We start from the raw sequence: 18,993 nt of genomic DNA, 5'->3' as shown, positions 1-18,993 counted from the left end.
GATGGCTCGGCGCACGGTGCGGGGACGGCTGGGGAGAGCGGTCCGGGGGCGAACTGCCGGTGGGGGGAGGGCTGCTGAGCCACGGTCACCCTAGGACCCGAACACAACCGAATCAATTACCCCGTCGGTCTCTGTCGGTTCCTGGTGGTGTGGTTCGGCCACGCGCGGCGCCCACGCCCCCCGGGGTGCGGGGCGTGGGCGCGGGGAGCGGCCTCCGGCGGCCGGGTCAGGGCGTCTGTACGCCCGGTACCCCGGCCTCGATGACGAAGGAGCGGTCGGTGCGGACGGGGGCGTCGGGGCGGGTGACCCGGTCGAGGACCCGGTAGTCGGCGGTGTACGTGTCGCGGGAGACGGTGCAGCGGACGTAGCCGCGGCGGTCGCCGTAGTACTTGGTGTGCGGGTTCTCGTCCCAGTAGACCTGGCCGGGGTCGTGGGAGCCGGTGCCGTCGCCGCCGGAGGTGATCGACGTGCAGACGAACTCGCTGCCGAGCACGGGGGTCTCGGGGCGCTCGAAGTCGCGGCGCAGGTCGTTGGTCCAGTTGGCGTGGACGTCGCCGGTGAGGACGACGAAGTTGTCGATGCCGCGTTCGGCGACGTGGCCGAGGACGCGGTCGCGGGAGACGCGGTAGCCGTCCCAGCCGTCGTTGTAGCCGCCGTCGTCCTCTCCGGCGACGGCGTCCCAGTTGGCGAAGTAGATCTGCTGGGGCAGCACGTTCCAGGTGGCGCGGGAGCGGGTGAGGCTCTCCTCCAGCCAGGCGTGCTGCTCCTCGCCGAGGATGGTGGCCTTCGGGTCCCACTGGTCGGGGCCGGAGACCTGCCATTTGTCGCCGTAGGGCTGGTCGGTGCGGTACTGGCGGGTGTCGAGCACGCTGAAGGTGGCGGTGTCCCCGTACACGAACCGCCGGTACAGCGGCAGTCCGGTGTCGACCGGCTTGCGGAAGCGGCGCAGCGGCATGTGCTCCCAGTACGCCTGGTAGGCGGCCCGGCGGCGGGCGGCGAAGTGCTCGGTGGTGTCGTTGCCCTGGGCGGGGTCGCGGTTCTCGGGGATCAGGCCGGCGTAGTTGTTGTCGGTCTCGTGGTCGTCCCAGGTGACGATGAAGGGGGCGACGGAGTGCAGCAGCGTCAGGTCGGGGTCGGTCTTGTACTGGGCGTGGCGCCGGCGGTACTCGTCGAGGGTGTGCATCTCGCCGCCGACGTGGGTGCGCACGTCGCCGTTGGCGCCGGCCGCGTACTCGTAGAGGTAGTCGCCGAGGTGGAAGACGACGTCGGGGCGTTCCTCGGCCATGTGCCGGTACGCGGTGAAGTGGCCGGCCTCCCAGTTGGCGCAGGAGGCGAACGCGAAGTCGACGGTGGGGGCGGTGCCGGGGGCCGGGGCGGTGCGGGTGCGTCCGGCGGGCGAGAGCGTGTCGCCGACGCGGAAGCGGTAGTGGTACTCGCGGTGCGGTGCGAGGCCCCGGACGTCGGCGTGGACGGTGTGCGCCTCCTCGGGGACGGCGTGTTCCACGCCCCGGCGTACGACGGTGCGGAACCGTTCGTCGAGGGCGACCTCCCAGCGCACGGCGACGGGGCGGGCGGGCATGCCGCCGCCGGGTTCCAGGGGGTCGGGGGCGAGGCGGGTCCAGAGGACGACGGCGTCGGGGAGCGGGTCGCCGGAGGCGACGCCGAGGGTGAACGGGTCGCGCGGGGCGCGGGCCGGGGGCGCGGCCACGGCGGCGGGCGCGGGTCCGCCGCCGAGCAGCACGGCACCGGCGCCGGCCCCCGCGATGCCGAGGAACCCCCTTCTGCGAAGGGGGCCGGCCATGCTGGTGCGTGACGGGGTCATCGAACCTCCAGACGGCGAGGGGCTGGCTGGCCGCGTCCAGCCAAGCGGCGCCGGATGAACCCCGGCCCCTGCGCCCGTGACCCGCGCTTGACGGATGCATGTCGCTTTCCCGGCGTGTGGCCTTTCCCGCGTGTGGCCTTTCCCGCGAGTGGCCTTTCCCGCCTGTCGTCTTCCCCCGGCGGCGGGTGGGTGCCGGTGCGCGGCGGGCGGGGTGGGCGGCCTGCGCGACGCTACCGCGCGGGTGCCTGTGCCGCGGGCGTGATCAGGGAACTCCACTCGACGGTGCGGTCGCACCAGCGGTCCAGGAGGACCCGGTCGTGGCCGACGGCGAGGAGTCCCGCGCCCGTCTCGGCGCGGTACTCCTCGACCACCCCGACCAGCGCGGCGGTCGTGGAGGCGTCCAGCATGGCGGTCATCTCGTCGCACACCAGCCAGCGCGGGCGCAGCACCAGCGCGCGGGCGAGGCAGGCCCGCTGCAACTGGCCGTCGCTGACCTCGTGCGGGCGGCGGGACAGCAGGTCGCCGGTGAGGCCCACCCGGGCGGCGAGTGCGGCGACCCGTTCGCCGAGGTGCTCGCGGTCCCCGGTGGCGCGCAGGGGTTCGGCGACGAGGTCGGCGAGGGTCAGCCGGGGGTCGGCGGAGAGGCGGGGCTGCTGGAAGACGACGCCGAAGGCGGTGCGCTGGGCGCGGGGCGCGCGGTGACGCCAGTGGCGTATCCGCTCCCCGTCCAGGTGCAGGGTGCCGGCGTCCGGGCGGTGCAGGAGGGCGGCGACGCGGGCGAGGGTGGACTTGCCGCAGCCGCTGGGGCCGAGCAGGCCGGCCGACTCGCCGGGGGCGACGGTCAGGGAGACGTCCCGGAACACCGGGGGGTGGCCCGGGTATCCGGCGGTGACGGCACGCAGGTCAAGCACGGTCGGCGGCCTCCGGGACGGCGGTGTGCGGGTGGTGGCAGAGGACCGGGCCGGCCGGCGGCAGCTCGGCGCAGGCGTCGTCGGCCCGCGCGCAGCGGGCGGCGAAGGCGCAGCCGGCGGGCAGGTCGCCGAGTTCCGGCGGCAGTCCGGGGATGGGGGTGAAGGCGCGGTCGGGCAGCGCCTGGAGCAGGCCGCGGCTGTAGGGGTGGCGGGGTCCGGGGGTGCCGAAGAAGGCGGTGGCGTCGGCGAGTTCGACGATCCGGCCGGCGTACATCACGGCGACCCGGTCGGCGATGCGCTCGGCGGCGGCCAGGTCGTGGGTGATCATCAGCAGGGCGCGGCCCTCGTCGGCGTCGACGTGGCGGCGCAGTTCGTCGACGGTGCGGTCGACGAGGTCGCGGTCGAGCCCGGTGGTGGGTTCGTCGGCGAGCAGCAGCGGCGCGTCGCCGGCCAGGGCGAGGGCGGTGGCGGCGCGCTGGGCGAGTCCGCCGGAGAGCTGGTGGGGGTGGCGGTCGAGGTGGTCGGCGGGGAAGGCGGCGCGTTCGGCGGCGGCCCGGGTGGCCGCGCGCAGGGCGCTCCGGCCGCGGACCGGGGTGAGCGCGGCGAGGGTCTCGGCGAGCTGGGAGCGGATGGTGCGGACCGGGGTGAGGTGGGCGGCGGGGCTCTGCGGGACGAGGCCGACGAGCCGGCCGCGTACGGTGCGGGCCAGGGTGCGTTCGTCGGCGGCGAGCAGGTCGAGCGGGCCGAGCAGCGCCTCGCCCGCCGTCCGGGCGTTGCCCGGGAGCAGGCCGAGGAGGGCGGAGGCGAGGACGGACTTGCCGCAGCCGCTCTCGCCGACCAGGGCGAGGCATTCGCCGGGTGCCACGTCGAAGTGGGCGTCGGTGACGGCGGCGACGCGCCGCCCGCCCGGCATGAGGAAGCGCACCGACAGACCGCGTACGGACAGCACGGGGGCTCGCCCGGTCACAGCATCAGCTCCGATCGGCGGCGGGGGTTGATCCGCTCCCGCCAGACGCCGGCGAGCCCGGCGACGGCGAGGGTGGGGACGATGATGAACAGGCCCGGGAAGAGGGTGGGCCACCACTGCCCGGCGAGCAGCGAACCGCGGGCGCTCTGGATGAGGTTGCCGAGGCTCGCCATGTGGGTGGGCAGTCCGAGCCCGAGGAAGGAGAGCGCCGACTCGTGCCACATGGCGTGCGGCACCATGAGGACGGCGGCGAGCGCGGCCTGCGGCAGGACGCCGGGCAGCAGGTGGCGTACGGCCACCCGCCACCGGGAGGCGCCGCCGGAGACGGCGGCGTCGACGTAGGGCCGGGCGCGCAGGGAGAGCACCTCGGCACGGACGATCCGCGCGGTCGACAGCCAGTGGGTGAGCGCGACGGAGGCCACCACGGGCCAGACGCCGGGCCGGAACATGGCGACGATGAAGACGCCGAGCAGCAGATGCGGTACGGAGGAGAAGGCGTCGACGACGCGCATGACGGCGCGGTCGACCCAGCCGCCGAGGGCGCCCGCGGTGGCGCCGACGGCGGTGCCGACGACGGTGGCGGTCAGCGCCGCCGCGACGCCGACGAGCAGGGAGACGCGCAGCCCGTAGACGCAGCGCAGCAGCAGGTCCCGGCCGACGTCGTCGGTGCCGAAGGGGTGGGCCGCGCTGGGCGGCCGGAGCTTCGCGGCCAGGTCGACGGCCTGCTGGTCGAGCTGGACCAGCGGGGGGACGACGAGGACGGCGAGCACCGTCACGCCGGTCAGCACGACGGAGGTGTACAGGCGCAGGGTGCGGGTGGAGCGGCGGGTGCCGGTCCGGGAGCGCCATGCGGCGCGGGCCGCACCGGACTCGCGTGGGGCGGTCTTCTCGACCGTGGTCTCAGCCATGGGCGTCACATGTCACGGAGGTTCACCCTCGGGTCGAAGAGTCCGTAGAGCAGGTCGGCGAGGAGGTTGCCGGCGAGGACGGCGGCGGTGGCGAGTGTGGTGAGCGCGGCCAGCAGCGGGAAGTCGACGGCGGTGGCGGCCTCCACGGTGGCGGCGGCGATGCCGGGCCAACTGAAGACGGACTCCACCAGCAGGGCGCCGGTGATGAGTTCGGGCACCCGGGAGCCGATCAGGGTGAGCACCGGGAGCAGTCCGGAGCGCAGGGCGTGGCCGAACAGGACGGTGCCCTCGCCGATGCCGCGGGCGCGGGCGCCGCGCACCGGGTCCTCGGCGAGGGCGTCGGTGACGCCCTGGCGGACGTAGAGCGTGAACCAGGGCAGTTGGGAGACGGCGAGCACCCCGGCGGGGAGGACCAGATGGCTCGCCACCTGGCCGGCGGTGACCAGCTCGCTGCCGGTGTCGGTGAGACCGCCGGCCGGCAGGACGCCCCAGTGCAGGGCGAAGAGCCAGACGGCGAGCAGCGCCGTCCAGAAGACCGGCGCGGCCTCCAGGGAGTAGGCGAGCGAGGTGACGACGCGGTCGGTGAGCGAGCCGGGGCGCCGGGCGGCCAGGACGCCGAGCACGACACCGGCCACGACGGCGGCGGCGAAGGCGACGGCGCACAGCAGGGCGCTCCACACGAGGCGTTCGCCGATGACCTCGGTGACGGGCTGGCGCATGACGGTGGAGTGGCCGAGGTCGCCGCCGAGCGCGGAGGTCAGCCAGTGCCACCAGCGCGCGGCGAAGGACTGGTCGACGCCGAGGTTGGCGCGCAGCCGGTCCAGGGTCTCCTGGTCGGCGCCGAGCGCGGCGCTGCCGGCGTACGCCTTGACCGGGTCGAACGGGGAGACGGCGGCGATGGCGAAGACGCCGAGGGTGACGACGAGGACGACGGGGACGGCGAACAGCGCCCGCCGCCCCGTCATGCGGGCCATCGCCCCCCAGGGAAGCGGTGTCACTTCTTCGGCTGCCAGTCCTCGATGTTCCACCAGGGGCCGCTGGCGAAGCCGTGCTCGTGCGGTTCGAGCTGGGTGGTCAGCCCGTCCCAGCGGTCGTCGAGGACGTAGAGGTGGTCGATGTGGGTGAGGAAGGTGTAGCCGGGGTCCTCGACCAGGGCCTTCTGCAGGGCGGTGTAGGCGGTGCGGCGCTCGCCCTCGTCCTGGGCGCGGCGCGCGGTGTCGAGGGCGCGGTCGACGGCCGGGTTGTCGTAGCCGGGCATGTTGTTGAAGCCGTCGCCGGCGAGGGAGGAGTGCAGCAGGGTGTAGAGGCCGAAGTCGGGGTCGCCGACGCTGCCGAAGCCGGCCAGGACGGCGTCCTCGCCCATGCGCGGCTCGATGACCTCCCAGGTGGCGCCCTCGACCTTGACCTCGATGCCGGCCTTCTTGGCGTCGGAGGCGTAGGCGAGGGCGTGGTCCTGGCGGACCTTGTCGCCGGAGGGGTAGAAGAGGGTGAAGGAGGCGCGGCTGCCGTCCTTGGCGCGGACGCCGTCGGCGCCGGGCTTCCACCCGGCCCGGTCCAGGAGGGCCGTGGCGCCCTTGAGGTCGCGGGGGCGCTCGATGCCCTTGGCGTACCAGGGGTCGTCGGTGGGGAGCGGCCCGTAGGCGGGGGTGCCCGCGCCGTCGAGGATCTTGTCCACCATGGCCTGGCGGTCCACGGCGGCGTCCAGCGCGCGGCGGATGTCCCGGTCGCCGGTGACCTTGCCCGCGGTGGGCAGGGTGACGGCCCGGAAGTCGTACGACTTGGCCTCGTGGAGCTTCTTGCCGGTGTCCTTGCCGAAGGTGGCGGCGAGGTTGGGCGGCAGCACGGCGCCGTCGAGGTCGCCGGAGCGCAGCCGGGTGGCGCGGACGTTGTCGTCGGCGATGACGGCCATGGTGAAGGACTTCACCTTCGGAGCGCCGCCCCAGTAGCGGGGGTTGGCCTTGAAGGTGAGCTTCTCGCCCTTGCTCCAGCCCGCCAGGACGTAGGGGCCGGTGCCGACCGGGCGGGTGTTGAAGGAGCCGGTGTTCGGGTCCTGCCCGCCCGCCTTGTGCTCGGGGACGATGGGCAGCACGGTCCGCGCGGCGAAGGGCGCGTAGGGGTACTTCAGGGAGAAGACGACCTTGTCGTCGCCGTCGGCGCGCACCTCGCGGATGGCGTCGAGTTCGCTGCGGGCGGTGTTGTTGGTCTTGGGGTCGAGGACGGTGCGGTAGGTGAAGACCACGTCCTCGGCGGTCAGCGGCTCGCCGTCGCTGAAGGTGACGCCCTCGCGCAGGGTGTACGTGTAGGTGCGCCCGTCGTCGGCGACCTCGGGCAGGGCGGTGGCCAGGGCGGGCTTGAGGCCCATGTCCGCGTCGCGGGCGAGGAGCCCGTCGAAGATCTTGGAGTTGCCGTCCTTGCCGTAGCCCAGCAGGGGGCTGAGGGTGTCCGGTTCGGAGCCGACCCCGATGACGACGGACTCGGCCGCCTTGGCGTCGCCCGTGCCGCTGCCCGGCGCCGAGCAGGCCGCGGCCCCGGCGGCCAAGGCCACCGCGGCGGCGGCACTTCGTATCCGACGGGTCGTCATGTCTCCCCCACGCGATTGTTGCTGGTGAACAGCTATTGCACATCAGTCGCAATTGAAGGTCAAGCGGACGCCGGAACCGTCCGGTTCGTGACAGAAGCCACAGAGACCCGATCTTCACCTGAACCACACACGTGTGATTGATTCAGCCACGTGGCGTGATCTCGCCGATTGTCTTCCCTTCGTGACACGACGTTCCGCGCCGTGCTGCGCGCGCCGCGCGTCGAGAAAGGCACGTGGACGTGAATGCCACAGTGACCGATTTCCACTACGGGGCAGTGACCCCGGTCGCCGCCTACCTGATGGCCTGTCTGGGGTCGGCGCTCGGCCTGCGCTGCACGGTGCGGTCGATGCGCCGCGGCCCCGGGGGCCGGCGGGCCGGCTGGCTCAGCCTGGGGGCCGTCTCCATCGGCTGCGGCATCTGGTCCATGCACTTCATCGCGATGATGGGCTTCAGCGTGGACGGCGCCGTCCTCCAGTACGACACCCAGCTCACGCTGCTGAGCCTGCTGGTCGCGGTGGCCGTGGTCGCGGTCGGGGTGTTCCTGGTCGGCTACCGCGGCTCGGGCCCGGCGACGCTGGGCACGGCGGGCGTCTTCACCGGCCTCGGTGTCGCGGGGATGCACTACATCGGTATGGCCGCGATGCACACGGGCGGCGAGATCCGGTACAACACGGCGGTCGTGGCGCTGTCGGTCGTCATCGCGGTGGTGGCGGCCACGGCCGCGCTGTGGGCCGCGGTCTCCGTGCGCGGCTTCTGGGCGACCCTCGCGGCGAGCCTCGTCATGGGCGTCGCCGTGAGCGGCATGCACTACACCGGCATGGCCGCGGTCAGCGTCCACCTGCACCAGACGGTGCCGATGAACCACTCCTCGGCCGGTCTGCTCTCCTTCCTGCTGGCCATGATCGCCGGTCCGATGGCGGTGCTGGTGGTGGCGGCGGTGGTCGTCATGTTCGACCCGGAGATGGTGCTCGGGGAGAGCGAGACGGACCGGGGACCGCGCCACGGCCGGGCCGCGGGCGGCGGACGGGACGGAGCCACCGGGCACGACGGGGGCACCGGGCGGGACGCCACCCCGCCGCTCTCCCACCGGCGTCCGGGCGGATGAGGGACCACGCCCCGCGGCCTGCCGCCACGGGGGCGCCTTCTCGCCGCGAGGGGTGACACCCCCGCCGGTCAGTGCCCGGCGGCGGCCTTCACCAGGGCCACCGCGGCGCCGATCACCGCGTCGACGAACCCGGCGAGCAGCGGCAGCAGCGTGCCCCCGCCCATCCGCCGCCCGGCCGTCCAGCCCCATCCGAAGAGCGAGGCGACCTGGACCCCGGCGGAGACCAGCAGGGCGGCGTACAGGGAGAGCACGTCCAGGGCGGCGAGGCCGGTCAGCACCAGCGGGCCGACGGCGCAGGAGAGCAGCGGACTGCTGACGTGGAGCATCCGGCGCAGCTCCCTGCCGGTGGCGAAGCGGCCGTGCACGGTGCGGTGGGCCTGCTGGTCGGCGACGAGGGCGGCCAGCCACAGGCCCAGCGCGGCCGTGAGGACGGTGGCGACGGCGCCGGTGGGCCCGGCGTGACCGTAGGCGAGCCCGACCACCACGGCGATCATGGTGATCGTGGCGTAGAGGCGTTCCTTGAGGCGGTCCACCAGCACGTCGGTCTCCGCCTCGGAGGGCGCGGGGGCCCGTCCCTGTCCGGCCACTGGGCTCCGTTCCCCTCGCGTCGGCGTCTCACGGCGGGGACGGCGCGCGTCCCGGTGGCACGGGCACGGCGCGGGCACCGGCCCGGTCACGGGCACCAGCATGCCCGCGCCCGCCCCGGCCGTCCGGCGGCTGCCACGGCGGCGTCCCCCGGTCGGCGGAGCCCGGGGTAGCGCGTGGTCACCCCGCGGGGCGGGCGCCCTCGCGTGGACGGGGGCCGGGCCCCGCGGGCGGTCTCAGCCGAGCCGCGCGGTGAACGCCTCGTGCGCGCCCTCGTCGAAGAGGACGAACCGCGCCTCCTCGACCGACGTCCGCGCCGAGCGCACCGTCTCCACGGCGATCCGGGCGACGTCGTCCATCGGCCATCCGTAGACGCCCGCGGAGACCGCCGGGAACGCGACCGTGCGGGCGCCGAGTTCGTCCGCCACCCGCAGCGACTCCCGGTAGCAGGAGGCCAGCAGCTCCGAGCGGTCGTCCCGGCGGGAGAACCGCGGGCCCACGGTGTGGATCACCCAGCGGGCGTCCAGATCGCCCGCGGTGGTGGCGACGGCCCGGCCGGTGGGCAGGCCCTCGGGGTACCGGGAGGCGCGCAGCCGGCGGCACTCCGCCAGGATCGCGGGACCGCCCCGCCGGTGGATCGCGCCGTCGACGCCGCCCCCGCCGAGCAGCGAGGAGTTGGCGGCGTTGACGATCGCGTCGGCGCTCTCGCGCGTGATGTCGCCCCGGACCAGCGTGATGCGGGGGGTCATGCGCGCCTCAGCCTCCGCCAGACGGCCTTGGCCGCGTTGTGTCCCGGCATGCCGTGGACGCCGGGGCCCGGCGGGGTGGCCGCCGAGCAGATGAAGACGGCCGGGTGCGGGGTGGCGTACGGCGTCAGGGAGAGCTTGGGGCGCAGCAGGGTCTGGAGGCCGGAGACGGCACCGGTGGCGATGTCGCCGCCGACGTAGTTGGCGTTGTGGGCGGCGAGTTCGCGGGGGCCGGCGGTGGCGCGGGCGAGGACGCGGTCGCGGAAGCCGGGGGCGAAGCGCTCCAGTTGGCGTTCGATGGCGTCCGTGAGGTCGCCCGTCCAGCCGTGCGGGACGTGCCCGTACGCCCAGAAGACGTGCTTGCCCTCCGGGGCGCGGGTGGGGTCGGCGACGCTGGGCTGCACGGTGATGAGGAAGGGCGGGGCGGGGGCGCGGCCCTCGCGGGAGACGGCGTTCAGCGCGGCGCCGATCTCCGCGCTGTCCGCGCCGATCTGCACGGTGCCCGCGCGGCGGGGGGCCTCGGCGGTCCACGGGACGGGGCCGTCCAGCGCGTAGTCGATCTTGAAGGCGCCGGGGCCGTACCGGTACCCCGCGTAGTGGCTGCCGAGGCCGGCGATGCGGGCCAGGGCGGTGGGCGAGGTGTCGAAGACGTAGGCGCGGGCGGGCGGCAGGTCGTCGAGGCGCTTGACCTCGTAGTCGGTGTGGACGGCGCCGCCGAGGTCGGTGAGGAGGGCGGCGAGGGCGTCGGAGAGGGCCTGGGAGCCGCCGCGGGCCACGGGCCAGCCGCGGGCGTGCGCGGCCAGCGCGAAGACCAGGCCGACGCCGCTGGTGGCGATGCCGCCGAGGGGGGCCATGACGTGGGCGACGAGACCGGCGAAGAGGGTCTTGGCCTTCTCGTCGTGGAAGCGGCGCAGGAGCCAGGTGGACGGGGGCAGCGCGGCCAGTCCGAAGCGGGCGAGGGTGACCGGGTCGCGGGGCAGCGCGGTGCCGGGCAGCGACATGAAGTCGCGCAGCAGGGTGTCCCAGCGGGGGAGGAAGGGACCGACCAGCCTGCGGTACGTGCCCGCGTCGCGCGGTCCGAGGGAGGCGGCCGTCTCGCCGACCGAGCGGGAGAGCACCGCGGCCGAACCGTCGGGGAAGGGGTGCGCCATGGGGAGCGGGGCGTGCAGCCAGTGCAGGCCGTACCGCTCCAGGGGGAGGTCGCGGAAGGCGGGCGAGTTGATGGCGAGGGGGTGCGCCGCGGAGCAGGGGTCGTGCCGGAAGCCGGGCAGGGTCAGCTCCGCGGTGCGGGCGCCGCCGCCCACCGTGTCCCGGGCCTCGAAGACGGCGACGGAGAAGCCGCGCCGGGCCAGCTCCACGGCGGCGGTCAGCCCGTTCGGCCCCGCTCCCACCACGACCACATCGAGCATCGACGCCACCTTGGGACCCCTTCGTCAGCCGACGGGCACTGACTCTCCAGGATAGGCGCCGGCACCGACACGTACCGGTCGCGGGTGGGGCCGGGGGCCGGGAAGAGGGCCCGGCCGGCCCCCTCCCGCCGCGTCAGGCAGGTTCCCCCGCGAGGAGGGCCGCCACCTGGCGGGCGGTGGCCGCGTCGCGGGCCGTGGTGAACGGCAGGTCGTTGCCGCCGGTGATGCGGAAGGGCTCTCCGTCCCGGGCCAGGTGGATGCCGCCGGCCTCCTCGACCAGGAGGATGCCCGCCGCGTGGTCCCAGGCCGCCTCCCACGAGAAGGCCGTGGCGTCGACGCGGCCGAGGGCGATGTCCAGGTACTCCAGGCCGGCCGAACCGCAGGGGCGGGGGGCCACGCCGGGGACGCGCAGGCCGAGCAGGGCGCGCTTTTGGTCGTCGGTCGTGTAGTCGGGGTGGGAGGTGGCGACGCGCAGGTCGCGGCCGGGCTCGGGCGGTCCGGCGTGCAGGCGTACGCCGTCCAGGAAGGCTCCCCGGCCGCGCCGGGCGGTGGCGAAACGGTCCTGTGCGGGGGCGTAGGTCCAGGAGGCGAGCACGGTGCCGTGCCGGGCGAGCGCGACCAGCGTGCAGAAGCCGGTCTCGCCGCGCACGAACTGGCGGGTGCCGTCGACGGGGTCGACGATCCACACCGGGGCGTCGCCCCGTATCGCCTCGTAGCTCGCCGGGTTGTCGTGCACCGCTTCCTCGCCGACGACCTCGGAGCCCGGCATCAGCAGGCGCAGGGCCTCGGTGAGGTGCAGCTCGGCCTGGCGGTCCGCGTCGGTCACCAGGTCGTGCGGCCCGGACTTCTGGTCGACCTCGTCGTCGGCGAGCCGCCGCCAGCGGGGCATGATCTCCTGCGCTGCCGCCTTGCGGACGGCCTCCTCCACGTCGCCGGCGTGCCGGGTGAGAAACTCGTCGATGGTTTCGTAGTCCTCGATCATGCCTCCATGAGAGCACGAGGCACTGACAAACCCCACTCGGCCCGTGTATTCCGGGTGGAATCGAGGTGAACACCCGTCCCGGGGCGGCCTCGGCCGGGTGCGGCACGTGTTTTCGGGCCGTCCGCCGGGGACGTACAAGAAAAAAGGGGGGTACGGAATGATCAGCATACGGTCGGTGGGAAGGTCCGCCGCGGGGGCGGCGGCGCTGACGGTGACCACCGTGGTGGTGACCCTGTCGGCCCTGGCGTTCACCGCGGACACCGCGGGGGACGTCGACCGCAGCGCGTTCTTCGGCTCGATGGTGTTCCGGTCGACGCGGGACGGCGACGGGGGGATCAGCATGATGGCCGGGACGGAGAACCCGGTGCCGCTCGCCGTGCTCTTTCTGGTGCTCACCGTCGTCCTGACGGGCGTTCAGGCGGTGCGGGCGTCGGCGAGGCGGCGCGGGGACGCGCTCCCCGGCGGGCCCGGCGGTCGCTGAGTGTCTCCGCCCGGCCGGGCCGGCCGGGCGGAGAGGGGACTCAGGAGGCGTGCCTCCAGGGGTGCTTCGGCATCACGTCCACGCCGGACGCTCCGGACACGTCGGATGCTCCGGACGCTCCGGACCCGCCGGACGCCCCGGACCCCCCGGACGCCCCGGACCCCCCGGACGCCCCGGACCCCCCGGACGCCCCGCCGAGCCGGGTCCGGCCGGCGTGTCCGTGCCGGCCACCGCGGTCAGCGCCTCGGCCAGGAGGTGCGCCGGGGAGGCGGGTCCGGTCCCGGTGCCAGCAACTCCCCCGCCACACCGGCCAGGACGAGCCCGGCGGCGATGAGCAGCCCGTGCGGGAGCACGATGCCGGCGCCGAGCGCCGCGAGCGCGGCGACCAGCAGCAGCCAGAGCCACCGGCGCCGTCGGTCACGGGAGCGGCGGGGCAGGCCGCTCGCCAGGGCGTGGGCGAAACGGGGGTCCTCACGGCGCAGTCGCGCCTCGATCTCGGCGAGCCGGTCGTCAGGTGATCGGGGCATGGCTCCTCCCTTCCGGCGCGGGGCCGCAGGCAGGTGGGGCGGGTGAGGCGGGCGGGGCGGTCTCCTTTGCGGTCCATCTGTTCTCCTCGCGGGGTAGGCGGCATCACGTCACACCAGTACGAAGTAGCGCAACCAGACATAGGCCGCCGCGATGGTGACCGTGGTGGCGGTGACCACCAGGCCGTAGCGGCTGAACTGCCAGAAGGAAATGTGGTGTCCCTCCCGCGCGGCGATCCCGACCACCACGACGTTGGCCGAGGAGGCGATGATCGTGGCGTTTCCGCCGAGGTCCGCGCCGAGCGCGAAGGCCCACCAGAGCATGCCCGCCTCCTCCAGGCCACCGGCCGACTCCACGATCTCGGCGACGATCGGACTGACCGACGCCACGAACGGGATGTTGTCGATCAGGCCGGAGGGGATGACGGAGCCGAAGACCAGGGCCATCGCGGTGCCGAAGAGCCGGCCGTCGGCCGCCTCGGCCGCCGCCCGCCCCAACTCGCCGATCACACCGGTCTGCACCAGCGCGCCGACCATGACGAAGAGACCGGCGAAGAAGGCCAGCGTGTCCCACTCCACGTCCCGGGCGACCTCGGTGGGGTTCAGCCGGGAAGCGGCCAGCAGCACCAGGCCGCCGGAGATCGCGACGACGGAGGGCTCCATGTCCAGGACGGTGTGGAGGACGAAACCGGCGATCACCAGGCTCATCACGACACCGCTGAGGATCAGCAGCCGCATGTCCTTGATGGCCTCACGGGGATTCATCTCCATGACGGCGGCGACGCGTTCGGGGTCGTGGTGGAAGGCACCACGGAAGAGGAACCGGCTCATCAGGATGAACACGATCGTCAGCACGACGACGATCGGAGTCATGTGGATCAGGAAGTCGTTGAAGGACAGCCCCGCCCGGGAACCGATCATGATGTTGGGCGGGTCGCCGATCAGGGTGGCGGCTCCGGCGATGTTGCAGGTCATCACCTCGGCGATCAGATAGGGGATGACGGGCAGTCCGAGCTGCCGGCAGACCGAGATCGTCACCGGCACGATGAGCAGGACCGTCGTGACGTTGTCCAGCCAGGGCGACGGGATCGCGGTCGCCAGGATCAGCAGGACCATCAGCCGGTACGGTCTGCCGCGGGCTTTGCGCGCGGCCCAGATGGCGATGAACTCGAAGAGACCGGTCCGTTTCAGCACGGCGACGATCAGCATCATGCCGAGCAGCAGGAAGATGACGTCCCAGTCGATGCCGGAGTCGGCGGAGAAGAAGGCGTGATCAGGTTCGGTCGCGCCGATGAGCAGCATGGCGACCGCGCCGCCCAGGGCGGCGGCGACCCGGTGCACCCACTCGGTCGCGATCAGGACGAAGACGACGGCGAACACCGCCACGGCGAGCCATGTCGTGATGTTCACCCAGTGTCCTCCCCCGCGCGGACCCTGATCGAGCCGGCCGTCATGGCGTCGGCCGGACGCACGCCGGGCGCGGGCGTGCCTCGGCGGGACCCCGCGCGGCGCGGCCCCGGTTCGTCTACCGCCTCGGTCCACCCCAGTTTCTGCGGCGTTGTCTTCATGGCCCGGCTCCTCTCGTCAACGACCGGCCGACGGCGTCTCACGCCCGCCGGCGAGCCGCGCCCGCGCGTCTCCCGCGAGGGGAGGCGGGCCGCGGGCGGTACGGCCGTCGAGAACCGGGGAGCACCAGACGAGGGCGTCACGAAGCGGCGGCCGCCGCAAGGACACTCACTGGGCCGGAAAGGGGGATTGCCTACACCCTCGCCCGAAGCCCCCACCCCCCACCATTGGGGACGCCACCCAATTACGTGCGTACCCGACCTGTAGATCAGGGCCGTGGTCAGCGGAAACGGGGAGAAATGGGTACCAGGACCGATGGACCCCGGCGCTCGCGGCACCCAATCTGGGTCGGACCGTCGCGCAGGCGGCGGTCGGAGCAGGGACGTGTCAGGGAAGGCGGTACGAGGTGCCCTTGTTCTGGAGGATCTCCCTCTTCAACGCGGTGGTGCTGGTCACGGCCACCGCGCTGCTGCTGGGACCGGTCACCGTGTCGACACCCGTGCTGCTCACCGAGGCGGCGATCCTCACGGTCGGCCTGGCCGTGATCCTGATCGCCAACGCGGTACTGCTCCGCATCGGCCTCGGCCCGCTGCGGCAGCTCAGGCGCACCATGACCACCACCGACCTGCTGCGGCCCCGGGCCCGGCCGGCCGTCGACGGCCACGGCGAGATCGCCGAGCTGATCGCCACCTTCAACACGATGATCGACCGGCTGGAGGCCGAGCGCGCCTCCAGCGCCGCCCGCGCCCTGACCGCCCAGGAGTCCGAGCGCCACCGGGTCGCCCAGGAGCTGCACGACGAGGTCGGCCAGACCCTCGCCGCCGTCCTGCTCGACCTCAAGCGCGTCGCGGACCGCGCCCCCGACCCCGTACGGGAACAGCTCCACCAGGTGCAGGAGTCCACCCGGGCCAGCCTGGACGAGATCCGCCGCATCGCCCGCCGCCTGCTCCCCGGCGTGCTGGAGGAGCTGGGCCTGGCCAGCGCGCTGCGCTCCCTCGCGGCCGAGTTCACCGGGCCCTCGCTCTCCGTGCGGCACCACATCGAGCCCCGGCTGCCCGCCCTCGGCGACAACGCCGACCTGGTCCTGTACCGGGTCGCCCAGGAGAGCCTCACCAACGCCGCCCGGCACGCCGGCGCCACCCGCGTCGACCTCACCCTGGAGCGCACCGAGGGCGCCCTGGAGCTGAGCGTGCGCGACAACGGCAGCGGCATCGACGACACCGCCGAGGGCGCCGGCATCCGCGGCATGCGCGAGCGGGCCCTGCTGATCGGCGCCGGCCTGCTGCTGCGGGCCGTGCCGGGCGGCGGCACCGAGGTCCGGCTGACCGTGCCCGTGCGCGATCCGGAGGCGGAGCCCGCGGGAACACCGTGATCGCCCGCGCGGTTGAGGGGGGTGCGGGAACGGAGGCAGGACAGTGCACGGTGAGTACAAGGTCCCCGGCGGCAAGCTGGTCGTCGTCGACGTGGAGGCCGAGGACGGCGTGCTGCAGCACGCGCGCGTGGCCGGTGACTTCTTCCTGGAGCCGGACGAGGCGCTCGACGCGGTCAACCGCGCGCTGGAGGGCGTGCCGGCCGACACCGACGCGGCGGGGCTGGCCGCGCGGATCGAGGCGGCGCTGCCCGAGGGCACCGTGATGTACGGGCTGACGCCGGAGGGCGTCGCCGTCGCGGTGCGCCGCGCGCTGGCCCAGGCCACCGACTGGACCGACTACGACTGGCAGCTCGTCCGCGAGGGACCGCAGCCGCCGGCGCTGCACATGGCGCTGGACGAGGTGCTCACCGCCGAGGTCGCCGCGGGGCTGCGCCCGCCGACGCTGCGCGTGTGGGAGTGGGCCTCCCCCGCCGTGATCATCGGCAGTTTCCAGTCGCTGCGCAACGAGGTGGACCCCGAGGGCGCCGCCCGCCACGGCGTCGAGGTGGTGCGCCGGATCTCCGGCGGCGGCGCCATGTTCGTGGAACCGGGCAACACCATCACCTACTCGCTCTCCGTGCCCGAGTCCCTGGTGCAGGGCCTCTCCTTCCAGGACAGCTACGCCTACCTCGACGACTGGGTGCTCGGCGCCCTCGGCGAGATGGGCATCCGCGCCTGGTACCAGCCGCTGAACGACATCGCCACCGACCAGGGCAAGATCGCGGGCGCGGCCCAGAAGCGGATGGTGGGGCACGCGGGCCGCCCCGGCGCCGTACTGCACCACGTGACGATGTCGTACGACATCGACGCGGACAAGATGCTGGAGGTGCTGCGCATCGGGCGGGAGAAGCTGTCCGGCAAGGGCATCGGCAGCGCGAAGAAGCGGGTGGACCCGCTGCGCCGGCAGACCGGCCTGCCCCGCGAGGCGGTGATCGACCGCATGGTCGCCTCCTTCGCCGCCCGGTACGGGCTGACCGAGGGCGAGGTGAGCGAGGACGAGCTGGCGCGCGCCCACGAGCTGGCGCGGGAGAAGTTCTCCTCTCCCCGGTGGACAGCCCGGGTCCCCTGACGGGCGCCCGCGCCCGGCCGTCGCGGCGGTGTTCGCGCCGGTCTGTGACGGTCCGGGGGCATCCGTCCGGGGGCTTCGGGGTGCGTCTGCGTCACCGCGCGGGCACGGTCCGAGTTGGCCCTTCCGCCCCACCGGGTCTCGTGTGAGACTGGCGTCCCGTCCGCTGTGCGGACCCCACTCCGCACCATCCCCCACGAGAAGTGCGCCGTGCGTTCTCTTCCCCTGCCCCTCGCCCTCACCGCGCGTCTCGCCCCGGTCGCCGTGCTCGCCACGGCCGGCTGGGCCCTGTCGTCCGGGCCGGAGACGAGACCGGCCGCCGAGCGTGAGCGACCGCCCGAGCCCGAGGCTTCGCAGTCCCCGTCGGCCCCGGCGACGGAGGCCGTGACCAAGACCCATGCCGCCGCGCCCGCGCCGTGCGGCGTGCTCGCCGAGAAGACGATCACGTCGCTGGTGCCGGGCGCGAAGACCGACGGCAAGGAGATCCCCTCCACCGACACGAAGGTGCGCCGCACCTGCTCGTGGAACGCGCTCAAGGGGTTCGACTACCGCTGGCTCGACGTCTCCTACGAGGTGATGGCCACCGACGAGGCGGCCGGCAAGTCGTACAAGGAGCGGGTCGCCGACCGCGGCGGCGGCGGCGAGGTCCCGGGGCTGGGCGACGAGGCGTACTCGGTGGTCAACCTCACCACGGAGGACAAGCAGGAGACCCGCGAGGGCACGGTGCTGGTCCGCGCCGCCAACGCGCTGGTGATGATCACCTACAACGGCAGCGACTTCGAGAGCGGGAAGGCCCCCGCCACCGACGTGATCAACAAGGGGGCCATCCAGGCCGCGAAGGAGGCGGTGGCCGCGCTGACGGCCGCCCAGTCCTGAGCCTCCGGACCGTCGCGGGTCAGCCGCCCACGGCCGGGATCACGTGGCTGCCGTAGGCGTCGATGACGGCTTCCTGGGCGTCGTGCATGTCGTACAGGGCGAAGTGGTCGACGCCGAGGGCGCGCAGCGCGGTCAGCTTCTCGACGTGCCGTTCGACCGGGCCGATCACGCAGAACCGGTCGACGACGGCGTCGGGCACGAACCGGGTGTCCGGGTTGCCGCTGCGCCCGTGGTGGGCGTAGTCGTAGCCCTCGCGGGCGGCGATGTAGTCGGTGAGTTCGCCGGGGACGGCGGCGGAGTGGGTGCCGTAGCGGGCGACCAGGTCGGCCACGTGGTTGCCGACCATGCCGCCGAACCAGCGGCACTGCTCGCGGGCGTGGGCGAGCGCGGCGGGCGAGTCGTCCTCGGTGACGTAGGCGGGGGCGGCGACGCAGACCGTCACCTCGGACGGGTCCCGGCTGGCCGCGGCGGCGGCCTCGCGGACGGTGCGGACCATCGACTCGGTGAGGTAGAGGTCGGCGAGCTGGAGGATGAACCCGTCGGCCTCCTCGCCGGCCGTCCTGAGCGCCTTCGGCCCGTACGCGGCCATCCACACGGGCAGTTCGGCGCCGGGGCGGACCCAGGGGAAGGCGACGGAGGTGCCGTCGCCGAGGTCGGCCCGCTCGCCCCGGGCCAGCGCCCGGATGACCTTCATGGCCTCGCTGACGGTGGCCAGGGTCACGGGGCTGCGGCCGGCCACCCGCATCGCGGAGTCGCCGCGGCCGATGCCGCAGACGGTGCGGTTGCCGTACATGTCGTTGAGGGTGGCGAAGGTGGAGGCGGTCACCTCCCAGGCGCGGGTGGCCGGGTTGGTCACCATCGGGCCGACCCTCAGCCGCTCGGTGTGGGCCAGGATCTGACTGTGGATCACGTACGGTTCCTGCCACAGCACGCAGGAGTCGAAGGTCCAGCCGTGGGTGAAGCCGTTGCGCTCGGCCCGCCGCATGAGGGAGACGACCCGGGAGGCGGGCGGGTCGGTCTGGAGGACGAGTCCGAAGTCCATGGCACCGTTC

18 protein-coding genes are annotated in these 18,993 nt (G+C 74.0%); 5 read left to right on the top strand and 13 right to left on the bottom strand.

The features are described 5' to 3' along the window. Nucleotides 1-226: 226 nt before the first annotated feature. The 6 genes from J5Y05_RS03460 to J5Y05_RS03435 all read right to left on the bottom strand — a co-directional run bounded on the left by J5Y05_RS03460 (nucleotide 227) and on the right by J5Y05_RS03435 (nucleotide 7,189). A complete protein-coding gene (locus J5Y05_RS03460) occupies nucleotides 227-1,822 on the bottom strand; it encodes an alkaline phosphatase D family protein (protein WP_210868232.1) in 1,596 nt (531 codons plus the stop codon). A gap of 230 nt (nucleotides 1,823-2,052) precedes the next feature. Beyond that, nucleotides 2,053-2,733 carry an ABC transporter ATP-binding protein gene (locus J5Y05_RS03455; protein WP_210868231.1) on the bottom strand — a complete coding sequence of 227 codons (681 nt, stop codon included), beginning with the start codon at nucleotides 2,731-2,733 and terminating at the stop codon, nucleotides 2,053-2,055. Beyond that, nucleotides 2,726-3,700 carry an ABC transporter ATP-binding protein gene (locus tag J5Y05_RS03450; protein WP_307853690.1) on the bottom strand — a complete coding sequence of 325 codons (975 nt, stop codon included), beginning with the start codon at nucleotides 3,698-3,700 and terminating at the stop codon, nucleotides 2,726-2,728. Before J5Y05_RS03450 ends, J5Y05_RS03455 begins: the two co-directional genes overlap by 8 nt. Continuing rightward, nucleotides 3,697-4,608 (bottom strand): ABC transporter permease, encoded by a 912-nt coding sequence (locus J5Y05_RS03445; protein ID WP_210868230.1) that lies wholly within the window; start codon nucleotides 4,606-4,608, stop codon nucleotides 3,697-3,699. Before J5Y05_RS03445 ends, J5Y05_RS03450 begins: the two co-directional genes overlap by 4 nt. Before the next feature lie 5 nt (nucleotides 4,609-4,613). After that, nucleotides 4,614-5,582 carry an ABC transporter permease gene (locus tag J5Y05_RS03440; RefSeq protein WP_210868229.1) on the bottom strand — a complete coding sequence of 323 codons (969 nt, stop codon included), beginning with the start codon at nucleotides 5,580-5,582 and terminating at the stop codon, nucleotides 4,614-4,616. Nucleotides 5,583-5,602: 20 nt separating this feature from the next. After that, the gene (locus J5Y05_RS03435) at nucleotides 5,603-7,189 is read right to left on the bottom strand and encodes an ABC transporter substrate-binding protein (protein WP_210868228.1); all 1,587 of its coding nucleotides are present in this window, start codon (nucleotides 7,187-7,189) and stop codon (nucleotides 5,603-5,605) included. Between the two features lie 239 nt (nucleotides 7,190-7,428). Here J5Y05_RS03435 and J5Y05_RS03430 point away from each other — a divergent pair, with 239 nt between their 5' ends. Further along, a complete protein-coding gene (locus J5Y05_RS03430; protein ID WP_210868227.1) occupies nucleotides 7,429-8,295 on the top strand; it encodes an MHYT domain-containing protein in 867 nt (288 codons plus the stop codon). A 68-nt stretch (nucleotides 8,296-8,363) separates the two neighbouring features. On the opposite strand, the gene J5Y05_RS03425 is transcribed toward J5Y05_RS03430, so the two are convergent. The 4 genes from J5Y05_RS03425 to J5Y05_RS03410 form a co-directional block, all read right to left on the bottom strand. After that, nucleotides 8,364-8,882, bottom strand: a complete 519-nt coding sequence (locus J5Y05_RS03425; protein WP_210868226.1) for a hypothetical protein — start codon at nucleotides 8,880-8,882, stop codon at nucleotides 8,364-8,366. Between the two features lie 234 nt (nucleotides 8,883-9,116). Next, complete coding sequence (locus J5Y05_RS03420; protein ID WP_210868225.1) at nucleotides 9,117-9,629, bottom strand: O-acetyl-ADP-ribose deacetylase; 513 nt, start codon at nucleotides 9,627-9,629, stop codon at nucleotides 9,117-9,119. After that, a complete protein-coding gene (locus J5Y05_RS03415) occupies nucleotides 9,626-11,035 on the bottom strand; it encodes a phytoene desaturase family protein (protein ID WP_210868224.1) in 1,410 nt (469 codons plus the stop codon). The genes J5Y05_RS03420 and J5Y05_RS03415 overlap by 4 nt, the downstream gene beginning before the upstream one ends. Nucleotides 11,036-11,168: 133 nt before the next feature. Next, nucleotides 11,169-12,017 (bottom strand): inositol monophosphatase family protein, encoded by an 849-nt coding sequence (locus tag J5Y05_RS03410; RefSeq protein WP_210868223.1) that lies wholly within the window; start codon nucleotides 12,015-12,017, stop codon nucleotides 11,169-11,171. Nucleotides 12,018-12,174: 157 nt separating this feature from the next. Between J5Y05_RS03410 and J5Y05_RS03405 the strand changes: the two genes are divergently transcribed. Beyond that, nucleotides 12,175-12,498, top strand: a complete 324-nt coding sequence (locus J5Y05_RS03405; RefSeq protein ID WP_210868222.1) for a hypothetical protein — start codon at nucleotides 12,175-12,177, stop codon at nucleotides 12,496-12,498. Between the two features lie 236 nt (nucleotides 12,499-12,734). Here the strand turns inward: J5Y05_RS03405 and J5Y05_RS03400 are convergent, their stop codons facing one another. Then, the gene (locus J5Y05_RS03400; protein WP_210868221.1) at nucleotides 12,735-13,025 is read right to left on the bottom strand and encodes a DUF3040 domain-containing protein; all 291 of its coding nucleotides are present in this window, start codon (nucleotides 13,023-13,025) and stop codon (nucleotides 12,735-12,737) included. 108 nt (nucleotides 13,026-13,133) lie between these two features. Continuing rightward, the gene (locus J5Y05_RS03395; protein WP_210868220.1) at nucleotides 13,134-14,432 is read right to left on the bottom strand and encodes an ArsB/NhaD family transporter; all 1,299 of its coding nucleotides are present in this window, start codon (nucleotides 14,430-14,432) and stop codon (nucleotides 13,134-13,136) included. Between the two features lie 562 nt (nucleotides 14,433-14,994). On the opposite strand from J5Y05_RS03395, the gene J5Y05_RS03390 reads away from it, so the two are divergent. The 3 genes from J5Y05_RS03390 to J5Y05_RS03380 all read left to right on the top strand — a co-directional run bounded on the left by J5Y05_RS03390 (nucleotide 14,995) and on the right by J5Y05_RS03380 (nucleotide 17,941). Then, entirely contained in the window at nucleotides 14,995-15,960 is a 966-nt protein-coding gene (locus tag J5Y05_RS03390) for a HAMP domain-containing sensor histidine kinase (RefSeq protein WP_210868219.1), read from the top strand. A gap of 43 nt (nucleotides 15,961-16,003) precedes the next feature. Next, nucleotides 16,004-17,068, top strand: a complete 1,065-nt coding sequence (gene lplAB, locus J5Y05_RS03385; protein ID WP_210868218.1) for a lipoate-protein ligase LplAB — start codon at nucleotides 16,004-16,006, stop codon at nucleotides 17,066-17,068. A 207-nt stretch (nucleotides 17,069-17,275) separates the two neighbouring features. Further along, a complete protein-coding gene (locus J5Y05_RS03380) occupies nucleotides 17,276-17,941 on the top strand; it encodes a hypothetical protein (RefSeq protein ID WP_210868217.1) in 666 nt (221 codons plus the stop codon). 19 nt (nucleotides 17,942-17,960) lie between these two features. On the opposite strand, the gene J5Y05_RS03375 is transcribed toward J5Y05_RS03380, so the two are convergent. Beyond that, nucleotides 17,961-18,983: a TIGR03842 family LLM class F420-dependent oxidoreductase gene (locus J5Y05_RS03375; protein WP_210868216.1), complete on the bottom strand. Its 1,023-nt coding sequence runs from the start codon at nucleotides 18,981-18,983 to the stop codon at nucleotides 17,961-17,963. Between the last annotated feature and the right edge of the window lie 10 nt (nucleotides 18,984-18,993).

It is taken from the genome of Streptomyces tagetis, from assembly GCF_018069565.1.
Classification (GTDB): domain Bacteria; phylum Actinomycetota; class Actinomycetes; order Streptomycetales; family Streptomycetaceae; genus Streptomyces; species Streptomyces tagetis.
Note: the sequence above shows the minus strand (reverse complement) of the source record. Positions and strands in the feature narration are given on the sequence as shown.